Raw genomic sequence first — 20,234 nt, 5'->3', positions numbered from 1 at the left:
GTTCATTTTTTCGGGGATCTGCCTTAGCCGGTGGTTTCCCTGGGAATCATGGCGTAGGTGAACATGTTGTTTTTGGGGTTAACCGGAATTTCTATCCGGTGCGGATTGCGGGAAAACACTGCCGGCTCTTTTAAGCCTGTTTCTTAAGATTTACTATGAGGTACATAATGACTGACAATATTGCTACACAGTCTGAAGAAATTAAAGACATCAATCAGGATATGGCTGCGGAAAATGCCGAATCACTGACTGAATCAGCTGAGGTTGAAGTCGAAGAAAATGGTTTTGATCATTTTGGCTTAAGAGAAGAAGTCTTAAAATCAATTAAAAAGCTTGGCTTTGAAATGCCTTCTCCTATACAGGAAAAGTCTATTCAGCCGCTGCTTGAAGGCCGTGACGTTCTCGGTCAGGCTCAGACCGGAACCGGTAAGACCGCGGCTTTTGCCTTACCGCTGCTTTCCAGAATCAATGTTGAAACCAGAGACACACAGGTGCTGATTATCGCACCTACCAGAGAGCTTGCGCTTCAGGTTGCCGAAGCCTGCCAGAGCTTTGCCAAGTATCTGCAGAAGTTCAGCGTGCTTCCAATCTACGGCGGTGCTTCGTATGACGTGCAGCTCAAGGCTTTAAAGCGCGGTGCCCAGCTTGTTGTGGGTACTCCAGGCCGTGTAATGGATCTCATCAAGCGCGGTGCCCTGGTGCTCGATAAGTTAAAGGCGCTGGTTCTTGATGAAGCAGATGAAATGCTGCAGATGGGCTTTATTGAGGATGTTGAATGGATTATTCAGAAGTGTCCTGAAAACAGACAGATTGCTCTTTATTCCGCAACCATGCCTGAAATGATTAAAAAGGTTGCCAGACAGTATCTGAGGGATCCTGTTGAAATCAAGATTGCTTCAAAAACCACCACCGCAACCACAGTACGTCAGAGATACTGGCTGGTATCAGGTCTGCACAAGATTGATGCTCTTACCCGTCTCCTTGAAGTAGAGCCTTATGATGCTCTCCTTATTTTTACCAGAACCAAGACCGCTGCTGAAGAACTTGCCAACAAGCTTGCGGCCAGAGGTCATGCCTGTGAGGCTCTGCACGGCGACATTCCGCAGAAGATTCGTGAAAAGACCGTGGAAAGACTCAAGAACGGCATTCTGGATGTGCTGATTGCCACCGACGTGGCTGCAAGAGGTCTTGACGTGGATCGTATAACCCATGTGGTTAACTACGATATTCCGTATGATCCTGAATCATACGTGCATCGTATCGGCAGAACAGGTCGTGCAGGCAGAACTGGTGATGCCATTCTGTTCGTGTCTCCTAAGGAAAGAAGAATGCTTCGTCTTATCGAGCATACAACCAAGCAGCCGATTGAACCGATGACCATTCCTACCACTCAGGATATCAACAGACACCGCGTAATGGCCTTCAAGAACAGAATGCTTAAGAGCCTGGAAGCTGACGATCTTGAGCCGTATCAGCAGTTAATCAATGAAGTTCTGGTGGATGACGCCATAGATCCTATCGATTTGTGTGCGGCGCTTGCCAAACTGGTTCAGGGCAACGAACCTCTGTTCCTTGAAGAAAAGCCTGAACCTAAGCAGAAGATGCTGGATGACGACAGGTCATTCAGAAAGGAATCTCCGAGAGAACGTTTTGTAAGAAACAACAGTGTTGATTTCGATTATGAAACAGGGGCTGAAAGAGCGGAACATACCGGCGAGCCAAGACCTAAGAAGCGTCCGTCAGCCATTCCTCAGCCTCTGAAGGACTTCCCGGACATCAAGATGGTTCGTTACCGCGTGGCCGTAGGCTACCGTGACGGTGTAAAGGCCGGTCAGATCGTGGGTGCCATTGCCAACGAAGGTGAAATTGACAGCCAGTATATCGGCTGCATTGATATCTTCGATACCTTTGCTACAGTCGATTTACCTGAAGGCATGCCGAAGGAAACAATGGAAATCCTTAAGAAGAGCCGTGTCTGCGGTCGTGCACTGGAAATCAGACACTATTACAGTGATGATGAGAACAGCAATGATCGCCGCAAGGACAGAGCAAGAGCCGCCGACCACAATCGCGCTAAGAAGATTGTTGACAAGAAGCCTGCCAAAAAGTCAGCAGCAAAACCTTCCAAGAAGGGGGTAAGAGCTGCTCCATTCAAGTTCTAATCAAGGACAGTACCTGAAATCTTGAGATGATTTCAGGTCTGTTTTCTGAAAAATCAAAGCCTGTTTCCGTATCCGGAAACAGGCTTTTTGCTGTGAACATCCTTCACGAATCAGTACGTGCGGAGAAGTAACGATTATTCATCAGATGTTTCTGCGGTATTTTCCTCTGCAGGTGCTTCTGCTGCAGACTGAGATTCGTTTTCGGCATCACTGTCGCGGGCTGCCGCTTCCTCTTCCGTCAGTCTTCTCATTCTGGCCATGAAGAAACCGTCACCGCCTTCTGAAGGATATACGGTTTTCTGATCTTCAAGAACGAATTCAGTATGGTTTTTAAGGAAGGTCTCAATCTGGTTCTGATTTTCCATAGGCAGAATACTGCAGGTGGAGTAAACCAGAATTCCGCCTGGCCTGGTCATCTGTGAATATCTGTCGATGATGTCTGCCTGAATGGCGGTCAGTTCCCTGATGTCGTTGCTGTTGTCACTCCATTTGGTGTCGAAGTTTCTCTTGAGAACACCGGTGCCTGAACACGGTACGTCGAGCAGAACGCGATCAGCCTGAGCCTTAAGTTTCTTGATTACCTTCGGAGAATCAATGTGTCTGGTTTCAATATTGAATGCTCCTGCTCTTTTGGCTCTTTCACGGAGAGCCTGAAGCTTCCAGTCCTTGTCATCCATGGCAATGATTACGCCTTTACCCTTCATGAGGGCGGCCAGATGAAGAGTCTTGCCTCCTGCTCCCGCACAGGCGTCAATTACCCTCAAGCCGGGTTTTACCTGCAGGAACGGAGAGATTTCCTGTGAACCAGCATCCTGCTGTTCAAAGAAACCGTCCTTGAACATCTGGGTTTTGAAAAGATCGGTGTTGCTGGTTATTCTGAGGGCATCTTCACTGTTTTCACAGACTTCATATTTGATTCTGGCAGCACTCAGCATCTGACAGAGCTGTTCCTTGGTTACCTTCAGAGTGTTGACTCTGATGTAGCGGTCAGGTTTTCTGCTGAGAGCAATCTTTTCTTTTTCCCATCTGTCGCCGAGTTCCTTTTTACCCAGGAGATCCAGCCATTCAGGACATCCGTATTTCAGGTTAGGAATCTCTTTTGCCTGCTCCTTTCTGATCTTTGCCTGTTTTTCACTGAAATCATCACAGTCTGACAATCCCTTAGGCACAGGCCACTTGTTTTCGACATGAAGTGCACAGATTAATTTATTGATATGTCTTCTGCCGTCTTTAGGCTTGTTGTAACCTGCAATGAAAGAATAGTAGTTCAGTCTTTTGATGAGGTCGTTAACCAGATCAATGATGAGAGACTGTTCCTGAGGTTCCAGCTTGATTTTCCTGAAATGATTTGCGTAGACACGGTCTAAAGGAACGTCCTTGTTAAAATTCTCAAAAAGAATTGAGTTTATCAATCTGATTTTGAAAGACGATAAAGAATATGATGCCATTTGTATTTTTTCTCTCTTTTCACAAAAATGTCATGTGAACAATAAATCTGAATTTACGGCAGGTTCGTTAAGTTTTATTCAAACCTAACTGGCTGCGAATCGATGTCACGGAACGGATGTCTTAAAACTGTTCTTCCTTTCCGTGAGGACCGTATCCTGAATCTTTCAGGGAGTAGCCGTCCTTGGTGGTCCATACATCCAGTCCGCTTCTGTTGTTGCCGGCAACCAGAGAGGCCGCAAAGCTGGGACTGGTGGTCATGTAGCTTTCATTAAGTATGTAGCAGTTGAGTTTGCTGTCATAGGACATGGTGCCGTTTTCGATAAGCACGTTTCTGATGTCCACAACCTGCTGACGTAAGGAATTTGCACATTTTGGTGAAATCATTGAACCTTTATTGAGCATGAAGCTTGGAGTGGAGCGTTTGCCGACTGGAAAACCGGACGCGTTAACTCCCTTGACGGAAAAGTAGTAAGTCTCCTTTTCGTCTAGCTCAAAGCTGGATTTCAGTATGGTCTGCAGATTCAGAATCTCCTGATAAGCATCCATGGGAATAACCGCATGGGTCTTTCTGCCGTTACTGTCTACGATAAACGATACCTTGTCATCTCTGCTCATGATTTCATTCCTAATTTTTTATAATTTTCTCATTTTTAAGCGTAATAAGCTATTTAAAATTTAAAAAATATCGGGGGAGCCGGAAATGAAGCCAAAGATGTATGCAGAGGATTATGGGAAACTGGAAACCGAGAAAATGTTCTTTGATAAAAAAAGTGGATGCAAAAAATTACATCCACAAAAAAGATAACAAAACCAAAAACGTTATTAAACGTGTTCATTTAAATATCAAGCATAATTTATACCAGATGGACAGATCTTCGTAAAAACTCTTAATTGCCGTTAAATCCGTTGTCACGGTCAATGCCGGTAAGTTCGTCCAGTGAACAGATGCAGCTGGAGATAAAAGTATCCACAACCATTTTTACGGCAGGATTCTGGCTGCATATTTCGGTTACCCTGGCATGCATGGTCTGTCTGACATGGGCGAATTCATTATTGTTGAAGCGCTGTTCTTCCAGGGTTTTAACGTAAGCTGCAATAACATCCGCATATTTTACGATTCTACGGTATTCCTCGTCGGTTTCGTTCTGAATAATCAGCGGGGCGTATATTCTGCGGAGTTTTTCCGGCAGGGTGTTCACGCATTCGGTTTCGGCAATATGCTCAAGAATCTTGAACTGTCTGGTGAATTCAGGAGTCTGGTATTTGGTTTTTGAATTCAGATCCTGCAGTTTGGTTTCCGATATTTCATGAAACAGAGCCAGTGTTGATGCCTTGTCCGCATTGAGATTCGTTCCGAAATATTCGTTTGATACGGAACAGATAAGATGCGCAATTACCGCCACCATGTGACTGTGTTCTGAAATGTTTTCCTCTCTGAAGCTGTGCATCAGTGACCATCTCTTAATAAGAGGCATACGTGTAATCCACGCCAGGAATGTGCTTTTCATAGAAGCTCCCTTAAAATCAATTATCCTGATCATTATATTTTGTTTTCGGGGATAATTTTGCTGCCGATGTATAAAAAAGCCCCGAATCATATGATTCAGGGCTTATCAGGTATTTATAAATACATGTTTACTGTCTGTAGGTCTTCAGGAATCTCTGGAGTCTGGTGCATGCATCCTGAATCACTTCTTCCTGAGGCAGGAAGGTGATGCGGAAATGATCCGGAGCCGGCCAGTTGAATCCGGTACCCTGAACGATGAGCATCTTTTCCTGCTTAAGCAGATCAAGAACCATCTTCTGGTCATCCTTGATCTTGTGAACCTTAGGATCGATACGAGGGAACATGTACAGGGCTCCCTTAGGTTTCACGCAGCTTACTCCAGGGATGGAGTTGATTAATTCGTAGGCCAGATCTCTCTGACGGCGTAATCTTCCGCCCGGAATGATGAGTTCATTGATACTCTGATATCCTCCGAGCGCCGTCTGAATGGCAAACTGCATCGGTACGTTGGCACACAGTCTCATGGAGGCGAGAATGTTGAGCCCCTGAATGTAGTCCTTGGCGTACTGCTTAGGACCGCTGATGATCATCCATCCCTGTCTGAATCCGCATGCGCGGTATGCTTTTGACAGACCGTTGAAGGTAAGCACGAGCACGTCGTCACAGAGGGTGCAGATACTGTGGTGGGCGATATCATCGTAAAGAATCTTGTCATAGATTTCGTCAGCGAAAATAATCAGATTATTCTGGCGGGCGATTTCGATGAGAGCCAGCAGCAGATCGGTTGAATAAACCGCGCCGGTAGGATTGTTAGGGTTGATGAGAACAATACCTCTGGTTCTCGGGGTGATCTTCTTCTTGATGTCCTCAAGATCCGGATACCAGTCTGACTGTTCGTCGCAGATGTAGTGAACGGCACGTCCGCCGCTTAAGTTGATGGCGGCAGTCCATAAAGGATAGTCCGGAGCAGGAACCAGAACCTCGTCTCCGTTGTTCAGCAGTGCCTGCATTGACTGAACGATAAGTTCTGAAGCACCGTTGCCGATAAAGATATCATCAAGCTCAATCTGACGAAGTCCTTTCTGCTGATAATGCTGGGCGATGGCCTTGCGCGCCGAAAAAATACCTTTGGAATCGCAATACCCCTGACCGGCATTGATGTTGAGAACCACGTCCTTAACAATTTCTTCAGGAGTTTCAAAACCGAAAGTGGCGAGATTGCCGATATTCAGCTTAAGAATTCTCTGGCCCTCGTCTTCCATTCTTCGTGCTTCGATATGAACCTTGCCTCTGATGTCGTAGCAAACGTTATCAAGCTTATGTGACTTATCTATGATATTCATGTTTTATCTTTATTTATCTTGTATTCGTAAAACCAACATTTCCGGGGAGCACCTCACTTTTATTCACAGAGGAGATCCGTACGGAACATGTTTCGATAACCCTATTTAAGAGTACGGTCGTGTTTCTTAAAATAAAAGGTAGTAAGGTTCATTATATTACAAAAAGGCACAAAGATGGGTAATTTTATCTTTGTGCCTTTTTCATGCTGATGGTACGAAGATTCGGTATTTTACGGATTAAGGAACTTGCGTTCGTTGTAAATCGCTTCGAGAATCATTCTTTCATGCGGATAATGAGGTTTGCTGATACGTTTGGCATGTATCATCTGTCTGGTTTTCTCATCATATGAAAGGTTGTTCATAAAGTACACGAATGGTACTGTTCTTCCCTTGTTGTCCTTCAGAAATCCTGCAAGGTTTGATACTCCGTCAATAGTTCCGGTTTTGGCGGTAACGTTCTTGAGAAGCGGTGCTTTCATAAGACTTCCGCGGCCGCCGAGGGTTCCGGATACACCTGCTACAGGAAGAAGTTCTATCATGTGAATTTCATCATTGTGCAGCTTGATGAATTCAAGAACGTTCAGCATCTGTCTCGGAGTTATCAGATTGTGCGGAGAAAGACCTGAGCCGTCAATTACCGTGGCGTTGCCAAGGTAGATGTCATGCTTTTTCAGAATATTTCTGATGGCGATTGAAGACATGTAGTAGTTGGCAGGTCTGTTGTAATAAACGGTGCCGATGGTTTTGGCAACACTGTCGGCAATTATGTTAACGCTCTTCAGCAGACAGCGCTTGAGCATTACATGCATAGGCTGAGAGAGGTATGAGGCATACTGAATCTGTACACCCTTGGTCTTGCGGGTGAGTTTTACGCCGCCGCTGACCGTAATGCCGAGATCTCTGATGAGGCCGGAAACGATCTTCTGCCCCCATTCGTTAGGATCCTGAATGGCAACGGAGATTCCGAGAGGTTCCTTTTTCTGTACCGGGATACATCCTGAAAGTCTGTATACGTTGTGTGAATCTCTCTGCATGTCAAGAGAACATCCGCCGTAGAATTCGCTGGCGGTAACAACTTCCAGCTCCGTGGTGTCCACCGTAATTGGAGTGTTGGCAGGAACAACGGCTGTTACAGGACCTCCGATGGTTTTTGCGTGCAGCTGAATTGACGTGCAGTTTCCGTCAATGATGATTGATGCCGGAGGAGCGGTAAAACATTTGCTGAGGTCGTCCCAGGACCATCCTTCAGCATAGTCATGACCGGCAAAGTAGCCGTAGTTGAGATAGAGCGTGCCGTTAATCTTTCTTACACCTGCTTTTCTGAGAGTGTCCAGAAGATTTTTGATATCGGTTCTTTTAAGCTGAGGGTCTCCGCGGAATTCAAGTTCTATGTCACCGTTGAGAACTCCGTTATTCACAAACAGACTTCCGTTTGAGGAAATTGCGTTGTTGTTAACAAGCAGTCTGGTTTTTATCTGATAGTTCGGTCCGAGGTAAAGAAGCGCGGCGAGAGCGGTGATAACCTTCTGGGTTGAAGCAGGTCTGTAATAGTCATCCATGTTCTGACCGTATACTGAGGCCAGATCATCATAACTGTATGCCACGCCGTTGGCGGCGCCTGACGGCATTTTGCTGTTGATTTCACTCAGTTCATCAGCTGAAGCTGCTGAAAACAGCATGGTTGCACACAGGCTGAGAGCGATATTTTTTAAGTTAAGCATTTCCGGTAATGATAATAAGTCTGTATTTTACACATGTGTGCAAGGCTTTATTCCAAAGCGCTGTGCACAGGTTATAAAACTGTTAAAAATTCGGGAGTGATTGTATCACACATGACCGGTAATAATAAGATGTATGATTTATATTAATTATCATTTTTTATCATTGTTAATAATTCAGGAGTTCATATTCAAACATGTGGATATGTCACCTCAGTACGGATATTGCGGATACACGCAGACTGACCGAGTGTGGATATTTTTATAATTAACATGAGAGAGATCTAGCAATCGGGAACGGTTTTATTGTTTTTAGAGCTCATTATCTTTATAATTTTCATCATTGCCTGTCGGTCTGACATTTTTATGTTTACGCTCTGACGGCTTTTGTTTTTATAAAATATCTCCAGGCTCAAAACCCGATGGCTTTAGCCGAAGGGATGAAAGCTATGATAGGGTAGGACATATCCGAATTTACGCTTGTGGAGTCCGTGTAAGACTGAAGCCATGCGGCAGATCGGTGGACGTGGAAGCAAGAATCCAATCAAGCTTTGGCTTGTGGGTGTGTCAATAAAACAAGATTTTTTATTAGATTTAGAGAGAAAAAGTAATGATTATCACTCCAAAAGTTCGCGGTTTTATCTGTACCTCTACCCATCCAACCGGATGTGAGGAAAACGTTAAGAATCAGATAGCATACGTAGAAAGCAAGGGCCCGATTGCCAACGGTCCTAAAAAGGTTCTCGTTATTGGTTCTTCAACCGGATACGGTCTTGCCTCAAGAATCAGTGCTGCTTTTGGTTCAGGTGCGGCAACCATCGGTGTTTTCTTTGAAAAGCCTGGTACTGAAAAGAAGCCCGGAACTGCAGGCTGGTACAATGCTGCGGCATTTGACAAGTTTGCCAAGGCCAAGGGACTTTATTCAAAGAACATCAACGGTGATGCATTCTCAGACGAATGCAGAGCAAAGGTTATCGAGCTGATCAAGCAGGACCTCGGTCAGATTGACATGGTTGTATATTCACTGGCTTCTCCAGTAAGAAAGATTCCTTCAACAGGTGAACTCGTACGTTCATCCCTCAAGCCAATCGGTGAAGTTTACAGAACCACTGCCGTTGATACCAACAAGGATGAAATCATTCAGGCTGAAATCGAACCTGCAAATGAAGAAGAAATTGCCAACACAGTTAAGGTTATGGGCGGTCAGGACTGGGAACTCTGGATTAATGCACTGCTTGATGCCGGCGTACTTGCTGACGGTTTCAAGACCGTAGCCTACAGCTACATCGGTACTGATCTTACCTGGCCTATTTACTGGAACGGTACTCTCGGTAAGGCAAAGGAAGACCTTGATCGTGCGGCTGCAGCCATCAACACCAAGCTTGGCAGTGTTTCAGGCAAGGCGAATGTTGCAGTACTCAAGTCTGTTATCACTCAGGCTTCATCAGCAATCCCTGTAATGCCTCTCTACATTTCAATGTGTTTCAAGGTTATGAAGGATCAGGGCGTTCACGAAGAAGTTATTGATCATATCTTCAGAATGTTCAATACCGAACTTAACCAGCCTGCATACCACAACCTTGATGACAAGTCCCGTATCAGAATGGACTCATGGGAACTTGATGACAAGGTTCAGAACGCTTGTCGTGACATGTGGCCTAAGATTACCACTGAAAACCTTAAGGCTCTTACTGATTACGAATGCTACAAGGCTGACTTCCTGAAGCTCTTCGGTTTCGGTGTAGCCAACGTGGATTACAGTGCTGATGTTAATCCTGTAGTTGATTTTGATGTGATTACCCTCTAAGACGTAATCGTCACTGATATTATGAGAAAGCAGCCGGTGGCTGCTTTTTTATTGCCCGGCAGGTACCAGAAAACAATAAAAAAAGGTATAAACGGTAATTCCGTCTATACCTTTGCATGGTGTTACGGGACGCCTGCTGTCCGGCTGTCTCCGGATTATTAGTCGTTATGATACAGTCTGTATGCTTCCAGAGTGTTTTCCATCAGTGAAGCGATGGTCATAGGACCTACACCGCCGGGAACAGGAGTGATGTATGAAGCTCTTTCCTTTGCAAGATCAAACTGAACGTCACCGCAGATCTTCCCGTCAGGTAAACGGTTGATGCCTACGTCAATAACAACAGCGCCAGGCTTGATCCAGTCTCCAGGAATGAAGTTAGGCTTGCCTACGGCAACAACAAGAACGTCAGCCTGTTCAACAAAAGATCTCAGATCCTTGGTGAATTTGTGAGTGGTAATGGTGGTGCAGCCTGCGAGCAGGAATTCAAGAGTCATAGGACGGCCCACGATATTGGATGCGCCGACAACAACGGCGTTTTTACCGAGAAGGTCGATACCGGTGCTGTTGATCAGGGTAATGACTCCCTTCGGAGTACAAGGGCGTAATACAGGAATTCTCTGAGCCAGACGACCTACGTTATACGGATTGAATCCGTCAACGTCCTTGTCAGGCTTGATTCTTTCGATAACCTTAGTTGAATCAATGTGCTTAGGTAATGGAAGCTGAACCAGAATTCCGTCAACGGTATCATCTGCATTAAGCTTGTCAACAAGAGCCAAAAGTTCTTCTTCCGTGGTATCTGCAGGTAAATCGTGTGCACTTGACACAAATCCGATTTCTTCACATGACTTTCTCTTGCCCTTTACATAAATCTGAGAAGCAGGATCTTCACCAACCAGAATAACGGCCAGGCCGGGACGACGCTTGCCTTTGGCAACCAGTTGATCTACATCTGCTTTGAGTTTTGCTCTGATGGAAGCTGCAATAGCCTTACCGTCAATAATATTAGCGGACATTGAATACCCCTTATGTGTACAATAATCTTTGCGTATTATAATACATGTATCTGATATTTGTTATTTTATTTGTTTTTTTAGAACTGTTGGAAGAGTGTTTGAATAAATTTTTTATTGAGGTTGTTCAAAAATTTTAATTTATTTGTTAGGTCTATGTTAAAATATACAGTATCTGCTTTGCGGATATTCCGTCAGTTCTCCACGTAACCTGTTGATATTTTTACTGCTTCCGTATGTTTGACTATAGGGTATTTTTCTGTTCACTGATGACTTTCTCCGTCATGACCTGCACGGCAGGATGTGACCGCGGGGACAGTGTTGTCTGCGAAAGCTCAAAAATACAGGAAAGTCTCAAGAGTGATTTCAGTTACGAATTACAGCATTACAATGAACTGCCTCAGGTTATTTTCAAGAATTTTTCCCTAAAGAACAGAATGAATTCACTGGTGTGGTGCAGCTGTCAGAGTGAACTCTCCGGCAACGGCCGTGATGTAGTCAGGTCACTAATTACCAAATTCGGTGAAAAAAACTGGCGTCAGAGCAGAAAGCTGTTTAAAAACTCTGACTACAGCAAGTGGAGCAACCGCAAGATATCCAAATACAAATCCCAGCTGGCCCTGTATCTTCTGGACAAGTATCAGGACAGCTTCAGGGATAAGTCATACATTATGAAGATAGACGTCAATTACAATATTGATATCACCGGAAATGTCATAAGAAATGTGGATTATCAAGAAGATATCAACGTCAGATTTCTTTCTCTGGTGGCAGTCGATATACCTCTTGATAATGTCAGGGATCAGTTTATTCTAACTAAAATCTTAAATTCCCAATCCGTTAAGTAACATCTTTATTCCCGTAAAAATCAGTAATGCCGCATACAGCAGTTTCAGGGAAGACTGGGACATTCTTTTATTGATTGCCACACCTACAGGAGCCATGAGCATGGAGAACGGAAGTACCACAAGTACCGCCAGAAATGCGATATGACCCAGGGTAAGGGCAGGGCTGTTGGCGATTTCAACCGGATAGATAATTTCTCTTACAAGAATGAACAGTGCTCCGGGAATGCAGATTACGGTTCCTATTGCCGCTGCAGTACCTATAGCCTTAACCGTGTCGTACTTAAACAGGGAAAGTGTCGGTACGGTAAGAGTTCCGCCGCCGATGCCGAGCATGGATGACAGACAGGCAATCGCTGTAGGCATGCAGTACTGAAGAGGAGGCTTTGGCAGATTTTCAAATCTTGGAGGCAGTTTAGACAGAATAATCATGTTCACTGCGGCAAAGAGCAGAATACATCCAAAGAGAGTTGACAGCCATAAACCACCGTACAGTCTGGCAAAAACGGTTCCCAGCAGAACTCCGACAATCATGAAAGGAAGCCATCTGATAAAAAGCTGTTTATCAATGTTGTTTCTTCTGAGGTGTGATAAACATGAGGACAGTGAAGTAGGGATCATGGTGAAAAGGGAAGTGGTTGTTGCCGTGATAATGGCATCACCGGGATCCATATTGAAGAAATAGATGAAACTGTAGTGATAAACAGGTACAAAGATAATACCGCCACCTATACCGAGCAGGCCTGCAAGTGTTCCTGCGAAAGTTCCGGAAACACAGAAAATCAGAAAAATCTGAAGCAGTTGATATGGTTCTATAGATGACATGCTGACTCCTTATTTTATATTGTACGCATATTGTTTAATATGACCTGTATTCACCGACATCACTGCTGATCCTGTTCGAGAAGCCGTTTCTGTTTAAGAAGTTTTTCACGGATTTTTTCAATAACCGGGTCAGGACTGAGAACCTGAACGGTGATGCCGAATCTCAGAATGTTGATAATGACGTTGGACAAATCATTTTCCGGGATCGTCATTGTAACTGTACATGAGTCATCTGTCACCTTTTTAAGATCTTTTGAGTAGTAGGCAAACATCAGCATGAAGCGTTCAAGAGTGTTTTTGGCGTATGATATTTTTATTGTTATGTCTATGGTTTTCTCCGGAACAACGCAATGTTCAATAATTTCCCGCTTTTTCTCCATGGAGATTATTTTCCCTGACTTTTTAACATGGATTATGTTTCGAAGATTAAAAGTCATAATCATGTTGTCTTTATTCTGTTCGGTATTTTCAGAAGATTGTTCATCAGGGAAAGGTAGACATATGAGACGGAATCTGTTGAACTGAAAATCGTATTCCATATGCAGTGGCAGATAGAGTCCCGTAATCAGCGAGTCAGAGTTGTTCGTGCGGTAATTAATTTCCAGTATGCCTCGATTGTTCAGGGCACTGTATATTGTCTGAAAGTTTTCAATATATTCCGGGGAGCTGAAACTGTCAGGCTGCTTTTCTCTGTCCTGAATTTCCATGGCGGCTGAATCGTACAGTTCGGGAATGTCTTTTAACAGTTCACTTATGTGATCAATTTTCTCCTGACTGAGAAAAAGTCTGGCTTTGGGATCATTTATCACCAGCTTCAGCCATTTTAATTCCAGATAGGTAAGAGGCGTGGTTTTGGTTGTTATTTTCGGAGTGTCGGCTTTTAAGGAATTTAATTCAGATTTTTTACAGTCCCTGATGAATTTTTCCACATTGTTTTCTCTGGCATAGTGATGCGGAAATGTTGTTTTGATGATTTTTTGCGGATCAAAGGAGCCGAGCTCGTTTATGCTTGTGGAACTTATGATTTTCAGCATGGCGAACATATCGTAGCTGTACAGCGGTGACAGAATATTTTCAATTTCGTTTATATCGAATTTTTTGGTCATGTTATCAGTCTCCTGACATTTTATTTAACGTTATACATTTCCATCATCTGTTTCAGGTCGGAGCTGAACTGTTCTCCCAGCTGTTTTCCAGTGGTGCTGATATTTACAATGCGGCCGATAAATGTTTTCAGCCAGCTCTGCATTTCATTTTCGTCGGAAATTTCTGAACTGTATGCATAAATATGACGCTCAGGGTCTTCACATATGATTTTACTGTTATGGTTTGCCTGTCTTTCAAGTCTGTTAAGGACATACTTTTCTTCAGGCGGAATCTGAAATTTTATTTTTACCATATCAGGATTTTCACTGATCCTTGAAGAGTTGATGTTCAGTCTGTTCAGTTTTTCGGTGAGTACGTTGAATTCATCGGCAGAGACAGGCTCTCCAGGATCCACGCTGGTAATGTTGTCCAGTCTTACTGATATGAAATTATCATCTTCAGCGCCGTGTGCAAGCAGGTATTCACGACATACCAGCTGGCGGTAAAGAATCTTCAATGGAACGCAGGTCACTCTGATTTTGTTTTTTCTGGAATTTCCCGTGTATTCTTCCTTGAAGTAGCTTATTTTTACACTTCTTTTCATGGAAATGTAATAGAGCAGGTTGTATTTTATTTCCTGATTGATGGTCGGGAACGGATTGTAGAATTTATAGATGAAATTATCCCTTGTAAACTGTCCTTCGTAAAAGATATTCAGAATGTTGCTGATGTAAAAACCCGGAAGCCCGACAGGAGAATAGATTGTAAAAAAATTTATGAAATCAATAATATTCTGATTCATGTTTCCGAATACGGAATCAATGGTGTATGAGTCTGAGATCGAGTACTTGCGTTTTTCGTATTTAAGAATTCCGTTTCTATGCAGTAATTTGGCTCTGTCGCCGTATTTTTTGTAATGATCCTGTTTGTCATCGCCTTCACTGTCGTAGAACAGGAAATTGCACTTGTCTGACATCTGTCTTACGGTAAAGGTCGTTTCGTACAGTGAAGAGAGAAGAAACTTCATCAGAAACAGATTCTGATCATTCAGACAGCAGTATATCTTGAAAAAAGTCATATAGTTATGACACGGTGTATGACCATATGAACTGCAGCAGGAATTGCCGTGATAGACGGGGTGACCGTTCTCATCTCTGACCTTGGTTTTTATTTCATATCCAAGGTTAAGAAGGTTTTCCACAAGTGCGACAAACCTTCTGGACAGAGTTACTCCCTGTTTTTTATTAGCGGTATTGTTATTCTTTTCAGCTGCGGTAACGGATATTCGTTCGGCTATTTTGTGTTTTGACTCGTTCGGAAAAATGAATATGCTTCTGAGAGTCTCCCTCATTTTGAGCAACTGATTAGGTCTCAGAATATATGTCATGTACTGAGTGTTGTGGTTATCTGAATTATTGTTTTTTTTGCTGCGCATAGAATTCACCGGTGAATAACGTCAGGCATATGAGTACGGAACTGTTTTAAGTTATTAGTTCATATCTGTTCGTCAGAACAAAAAATTCCCATTACGGACATGCGTGTGTCCGCTTACCTTGATTTGACTGAATATAATAACAGTTTTTATACATAAACAGTGATACATTGATTAAATATATTGTTTTTGACGTTTTTTTTTACTGATTTGACAGTTGCGGACCGGCTGAAACGGCCCGTGAAGAAGATTATCAGAAGTTGACTTTATGTTTCTGTCTTAAATTTGTTCAAATTCAGTAAAAATGACTAAAACTCAATCAATAAAACATAAAAATTAAATTTTTACAAAAAAATGATTGACGAAACAGGGTTTGTACTCTATCATGCACACCTGTTAGCAAAATGGCATCGGCGATTAGCGCAGCCCGGTAGCGCATCTGGTTTGGGACCAGAGGGTCGCAGGTTCGAACCCTGCATCGCCGACCATCTTCGAAAAGGGTATGCGCCCTTAGCTCAGTTGGATAGAGCAACGGCCTTCTAAGCCGTGGGTCGAAGGTTCGACTCCTTCAGGGCGCGCCATTTGCTGATACATCTCTATGGTGGCTGTAGCTCAGTTGGTAGAGTCCCGGATTGTGATTCCGGTTGTCGTGGGTTCGAACCCCATCAGCCACCCCATGAGACGCGGGAATGGCGAAATTGGTAGACGCACCAGATTTAGGTTCTGGCGCCTTGTGTGTGAGAGTTCGAGTCTCTCTTCCCGCACCATCGGGAGTGAGAATCAAAATATCTTCAGATATATCTTATATAAATCCTTAATCAATCAGTATGGCTCCGGACAGCCATAATTGTTTTCTGTTCCATCAGATCTTCTGCGTATTCACATACTGTTTAAAGAATTCTTAATTCAAATTAATCAAAAATTCCGTATATGACTGTCATGTTTTGATGAAAGTGCACGTATATCCATGTTTTCAGCAGACGGAGGAAAAGGCAAATACTGCGGTTCGCCTGTTTTTACGTAAACAGTGATGTTTATGATAGAATGATAGAACCCTGCCGGTTTTGACTTTGTGCAGTCAATATCTGCTGTCCGATACCGGTGAAAAGTTTTATGAGTAGCATGGAAATGGTATGAAAAATAGCGATTTTGCGGAGCTTATTGTCTCTCTGGCAAGGCGGATGTACATGTGCGGTTCAGAAACCCGTCTGATAATTCAGACTACCGAAAGAGTTGCCAGCGCCTACGGCTGTCAGGCTACAGTCATAGTCAGTCCCGGATCCGTCGGTGTCAAGCTTGTATTTCCCGTATCCGATGAACGTGAGTATCGGGAGGAGTATACCACCTTCGGCCGTATCGACAGGGTAGGTATCAACATGCATAACCTGGTGTTTTATACCCGTCTCTGTCAGGATGCGGAAAAAGGTCTTATAACTGCTGATGAGCTTATGGAAAAGCTGGAACACATTCCTCAGTTTTCGTACAACCGTCTGTTTATGGTTGCTGCAGTGGGGATTGCCACCGCCGCCTTTTCCGTAATAAACGGAGGGGATATGGATGCAAGCATGACAGCACTTGTAGCCGGTACCATAACCATGGCATGTAAGCTCTTGATGCAGAAATTTCACCTGTTCGACATGTTTATTTTTACGACATGCGGTTTCATCAGTACCATTATTTCCTTCTGGGTCGGTACTGGAATTTTTCATTTAAGTGAATACAATCTGGCTGTTGCCATGGTGGTAAGTCTGCTTCTTCTGGTTCCCGGATTCCCTTTCATAACGGGAATTCTGGATCTGTTCAAGGGATACACATCCGTGGGAGCCACAAGACTTATAAATTCCATTATGCTGGTGGCATCCGTATGTCTTGGTATCATGACGGCTTTTTCCATTCTGCCGATAGATAAATGGTAGGTAAGACCGGGCAGGAAGAGACTGCCTGTCATCACCGTTTTTCGGTGATAAATTATGAAAACAAAGAGAAGATTTATTATGAGTCTTGAGTTATATCTGCTTGATTTCTGTTTCAGTGCCGTACCGGCCGCAGTTTTTGCCATGCTGTTCAATACACCTTTGAAATATGTACCGTATGCGGCTCTCGGAGGTGCTGTGGCCCATATCACCAGAACAGTGTGTATTAATAACGTGGGATTCGGAATTGTGGCATCTTCATTCATAGCCAGTATAACCATAAGCCTGATGTTTATTTTCCTGTCTCCGAGACTGAGAGTGCCTCGCCTGGTGTTTACTGTTGCCAGTATTGTGCCTATAATTCCGGGAAAATTTGCCTATCTTACACTTCTGTCAATTATTCAGATGCGAAACGCTGAAGAAACAAAGGCCGGACTTATTGAATCATTTTTTGAGAACGGCATAATAACTTCAACGGTGCTGCTTGCCATAGGCATGGGGATAGCCATGCCAGCGCTGCTTTTTTACCGCAATCGTCCGGTGGTGTAAAACAGAGATGTTCTAAACACACATCAGAAAATGATTGCTCCGCTCCTGCTGATTAAAGCATGGTGTCTTCCTGAATCTGCTGCCAGTCTATCTGACTTTCTTCAGGCAGGGAGATTGTCTTTATGCTTCCTTTCTTGATGCAGTTGATTGCTCTCGCATAGGTGTCTCCGTCCTGAATACTGCTCTTGTCAAGTCTGTTCGCATTGAGTCTTACAAAGGAAGACTGCTGGTTATGATCAGCTATGGATCTTGCTCCGGCAAGAGCCAGTGATAGCAGTTCGAAAATTCTTGTGGATTCCAGCGAATAAGGAGCACTGTTGATGAACGGGTAGCTGATGATGCCTGCATTGACCACGGGATCAATGTGCAGTTCCTTAAGTACCTGTTCTATTTTATTTATGATGGTGTTACTCATTGTAAATGCATCCATGTCGGCATTCGGTTTGGTTACAATAACGTAACGGGCGTCGCTGATTACATAGATGTCGGAAGCAATGTGCAGAAGGTTCTGCAGCTTGTCAATAAATGCGTTTCTCTGATTCTGGGCCTGTTTGTAACCTCTCTTTATTGACAGATCGGTAAATCCGGGTATGAATATCTGGTAGATATCCTTGTTATTGATGAGATCGATGTTTTTGGTGCCCATGTCATTATCAGACTGATGGTAATTCATGCTCTGTCTGATAATAAAGTTCATGAAGTCATTGTAGTTTTTGATGTCACTGCTCAATGACTGCGGATAATCGTCTTCTATTCTGTCAATTTCACGTTCAAATTCCTTTGATTTGTTGTAATAACGCAAAAATGCCAGGACAACTATCAGGAACAGAATGGTGGAGCCTGAAAGCATGACGATCATCATTCTGATCGGCACGCTTACAATATTATTGTTATGCGGCAGATAGTTCTGATAGAACGTAGGAGGCGGCAGATTGTGAGACTGGTTGTCTGGAAGTCTGGTGTACAGATTCTTACCGTACCCGTACGCGGCTTCCACGTTTTTATAGGCTTCGGCATAATTTCCCTGAGTGGCTTCAATGGCTGCATTGGTGTGGTAGTAGAGAGGCTTGTACTGATCCGGGAGCTTGTCAAGGTAACCGCCAATGGTTTTCATCAGCTGGGCTGCATTACTGGTCTGATTGGTGCCGTTGAGGGCTATGGCCAGATCGATGAGTCTCAGAAGGGAAATTGTTTTTTCACTGTCAAAGGAATAATTGTGGTTATCCGTGTCCAGATAGAACAGGGCGCGTTCGTATTCGTGAACCTCAATGTAAAGATGAGAAAGAATTCCTTTAAATCGTTCTTCATCTGCCTTATCCATGGTGGTGTAATTTATCAGATGATCTGCCTTCTTCAGAAGGGTAACGGCATCATTTGAATGACCTGTTTTTATTTTAAGGTCACTCAGCTGCAGCAGATTATCGATATAATTCATCTGTTCTTCAGGAATATGCTCAATAACGGATACGTATCTGCTCAAATGTTCTTCGGCATATTCAAAGTCTTTGTTTTCCATCGCCAGCATGCTGAGCTGCTTGGCAAGAATGGCATTGGTGTACGTGTACTGCGTTTTGCCGCTGTAGTTTTTTTCTACCAGATTCAGCAGGTAATATGCGATATTCTGGTGGTTAAGCCCGTAATACAGATTGAATCCCTGTATCCAGAAGGCGTTTTTTACGCTTTCCGGGTAACTGTTGAAAGCCTGATCATTTATGTTGTTTTCGAAAAATGATACTGCCTTGAGATTGTTGCTTTCAGAAAGTTTGTAAAGTTCTATAAGCTGTATGTACGGTTTGATCTTCTGATAATTTTCACGGTTCAGTTCCGAAGGGTTCTGAATAAAATTAACGTCAGAAGGTTTTATTGTCTTGTTCTGCAGGGCTGTTCTGATTTTATTGTATTTGTATATGGCTGATGTCAGGGTGTTTTTTCTGTATGAATAGTGATTTCTGAACTCTTCGTTCCTGGCTACGCCCGCTTTGATTTTGCAGGACATCAGGGCATTGAAAATACGTTCTTTTTCTGCATTTCTGGCAACGAACAGGTAATCGGATCTTGCCTGTTCCTTTTCTGATTCCATATCGTCAAGAATCACCTGTCTTATGACATTGGTATCCATATTCTCTGTCTGAGAGAGGGCACTCGGTTTCGGGCCGGTTTCAGCAGTGTGTGCGGAATGAGTGTTATCAGATTCAGGTTGCGGAACATGTGCGGCTGCGTCGGTCTGAGATTCTTTCTCGGCTGCTGCCGGCTGTTCCTCTTCGGTTTTCAAAGACTCTTCTTCCTGATTTTCTGACGGCGTAACACTGTCATCAGAGTTCTGAGATTCGGAATTCTCAGCATTTTCTTCTGAAACAGCCTGTTCTGACGGTCTGAATGACTTGTCGGCAGTGCTTCCGGAAGTGACGTCAGTACGGATTTTTCCATCGATGTAGGTGTTTATCAGCTCAACGCATTTATAAGGGTTTCTGTCCTGATAGCTGTATGCTACCTCCACCTGGGAAGGAAGAGCCGGTTCTTCAGTCACATCGATTGATGGAAGAATTATGGGTATCAATAACATGTCTAACATAACTAAAACCCTG

15 protein-coding genes and 4 tRNA genes are annotated in these 20,234 nt (G+C 43.7%); 9 read left to right on the top strand and 10 right to left on the bottom strand.

Annotated elements, in window-relative coordinates; all coding sequences use genetic code 11:
- Positions 1-167 precede the first annotated feature (167 nt).
- On the top strand, positions 168-2,162 hold the full coding sequence (locus BMY80_RS03295; protein ID WP_051621706.1) for a DEAD/DEAH box helicase: 1,995 nt from the start codon (positions 168-170) through the stop codon (positions 2,160-2,162).
- Positions 2,163-2,296: 134 nt separating this feature from the next.
- Here BMY80_RS03295 and BMY80_RS03290 read toward each other — a convergent pair whose 3' ends face one another.
- The 5 genes from BMY80_RS03290 to dacB form a co-directional block, all read right to left on the bottom strand.
- Entirely contained in the window at positions 2,297-3,610 is a 1,314-nt protein-coding gene (locus BMY80_RS03290; protein ID WP_093140889.1) for an RsmB/NOP family class I SAM-dependent RNA methyltransferase, read from the bottom strand.
- Between the two features lie 121 nt (positions 3,611-3,731).
- Positions 3,732-4,226: a DUF4357 domain-containing protein gene (locus BMY80_RS03285; protein WP_093140887.1), complete on the bottom strand. Its 495-nt coding sequence runs from the start codon at positions 4,224-4,226 to the stop codon at positions 3,732-3,734.
- Between the two features lie 272 nt (positions 4,227-4,498).
- A complete protein-coding gene (gene yfbR, locus BMY80_RS03280) occupies positions 4,499-5,119 on the bottom strand; it encodes a 5'-deoxynucleotidase (RefSeq protein WP_093140886.1) in 621 nt (206 codons plus the stop codon).
- A gap of 127 nt (positions 5,120-5,246) precedes the next feature.
- A complete protein-coding gene (locus BMY80_RS03275) occupies positions 5,247-6,461 on the bottom strand; it encodes a pyridoxal phosphate-dependent aminotransferase (protein ID WP_093140883.1) in 1,215 nt (404 codons plus the stop codon).
- Between the two features lie 230 nt (positions 6,462-6,691).
- Complete coding sequence (gene dacB / locus BMY80_RS03270) at positions 6,692-8,182, bottom strand: D-alanyl-D-alanine carboxypeptidase/D-alanyl-D-alanine endopeptidase (protein WP_093140881.1); 1,491 nt, start codon at positions 8,180-8,182, stop codon at positions 6,692-6,694.
- Positions 8,183-8,789: 607 nt separating this feature from the next.
- Between dacB and fabV the strand changes: the two genes are divergently transcribed.
- Positions 8,790-9,986: an enoyl-ACP reductase FabV gene (fabV, locus tag BMY80_RS03265; RefSeq protein WP_031578344.1), complete on the top strand. Its 1,197-nt coding sequence runs from the start codon at positions 8,790-8,792 to the stop codon at positions 9,984-9,986.
- A gap of 158 nt (positions 9,987-10,144) precedes the next feature.
- Here the strand turns inward: fabV and folD are convergent, their stop codons facing one another.
- Complete coding sequence (gene folD / locus BMY80_RS03260; protein ID WP_031578343.1) at positions 10,145-11,002, bottom strand: bifunctional methylenetetrahydrofolate dehydrogenase/methenyltetrahydrofolate cyclohydrolase FolD; 858 nt, start codon at positions 11,000-11,002, stop codon at positions 10,145-10,147.
- 233 nt (positions 11,003-11,235) lie between these two features.
- On the opposite strand from folD, the gene BMY80_RS03255 reads away from it, so the two are divergent.
- Positions 11,236-11,847, top strand: coding sequence for a hypothetical protein (locus tag BMY80_RS03255; protein WP_143066443.1), 612 nt, complete (start codon positions 11,236-11,238; stop codon positions 11,845-11,847).
- Here BMY80_RS03255 and BMY80_RS03250 read toward each other — a convergent pair.
- Genes BMY80_RS03250 through BMY80_RS03240 form a run of 3 tightly spaced genes read right to left on the bottom strand, consistent with a single transcriptional unit; the run spans position 11,824 to position 15,190 of the window.
- Complete coding sequence (locus BMY80_RS03250; protein WP_031578341.1) at positions 11,824-12,669, bottom strand: sulfite exporter TauE/SafE family protein; 846 nt, start codon at positions 12,667-12,669, stop codon at positions 11,824-11,826. The genes BMY80_RS03255 and BMY80_RS03250 overlap by 24 nt on opposite strands.
- Before the next feature lie 59 nt (positions 12,670-12,728).
- Positions 12,729-13,775: a WYL domain-containing protein gene (locus tag BMY80_RS03245; RefSeq protein WP_093140876.1), complete on the bottom strand. Its 1,047-nt coding sequence runs from the start codon at positions 13,773-13,775 to the stop codon at positions 12,729-12,731.
- A 20-nt stretch (positions 13,776-13,795) separates the two neighbouring features.
- Complete coding sequence (locus BMY80_RS03240) at positions 13,796-15,190, bottom strand: WYL domain-containing protein (protein WP_093140873.1); 1,395 nt, start codon at positions 15,188-15,190, stop codon at positions 13,796-13,798.
- 408 nt (positions 15,191-15,598) lie between these two features.
- Between BMY80_RS03240 and BMY80_RS03235 the strand changes: the two genes are divergently transcribed.
- The 6 genes from BMY80_RS03235 to BMY80_RS03210 all read left to right on the top strand — a co-directional run bounded on the left by BMY80_RS03235 (position 15,599) and on the right by BMY80_RS03210 (position 17,649).
- Positions 15,599-15,675 (top strand) — tRNA-Pro (locus BMY80_RS03235).
- A gap of 16 nt (positions 15,676-15,691) precedes the next feature.
- Positions 15,692-15,768: transfer RNA gene (locus BMY80_RS03230), tRNA-Arg, on the top strand.
- A 20-nt stretch (positions 15,769-15,788) separates the two neighbouring features.
- Positions 15,789-15,864, top strand: a tRNA-His gene (locus BMY80_RS03225).
- A 6-nt stretch (positions 15,865-15,870) separates the two neighbouring features.
- Positions 15,871-15,954 (top strand) — tRNA-Leu (locus BMY80_RS03220).
- 366 nt (positions 15,955-16,320) lie between these two features.
- A complete protein-coding gene (locus BMY80_RS03215) occupies positions 16,321-17,103 on the top strand; it encodes a threonine/serine exporter family protein (protein ID WP_093140870.1) in 783 nt (260 codons plus the stop codon).
- Positions 17,104-17,157: 54 nt separating this feature from the next.
- Positions 17,158-17,649, top strand: coding sequence for a threonine/serine exporter family protein (locus BMY80_RS03210; protein WP_093140866.1), 492 nt, complete (start codon positions 17,158-17,160; stop codon positions 17,647-17,649).
- A 52-nt stretch (positions 17,650-17,701) separates the two neighbouring features.
- On the opposite strand, the gene BMY80_RS03205 is transcribed toward BMY80_RS03210, so the two are convergent.
- Positions 17,702-20,221, bottom strand: a complete 2,520-nt coding sequence (locus BMY80_RS03205; RefSeq protein WP_093140864.1) for a hypothetical protein — start codon at positions 20,219-20,221, stop codon at positions 17,702-17,704.
- Between the last annotated feature and the right edge of the window lie 13 nt (positions 20,222-20,234).

This window comes from Ruminobacter amylophilus (assembly GCF_900115655.1).
GTDB lineage: Bacteria > Pseudomonadota > Gammaproteobacteria > Enterobacterales > Succinivibrionaceae > Ruminobacter > Ruminobacter amylophilus.
Note: the sequence above shows the minus strand (reverse complement) of the source record. Positions and strands in the feature narration are given on the sequence as shown.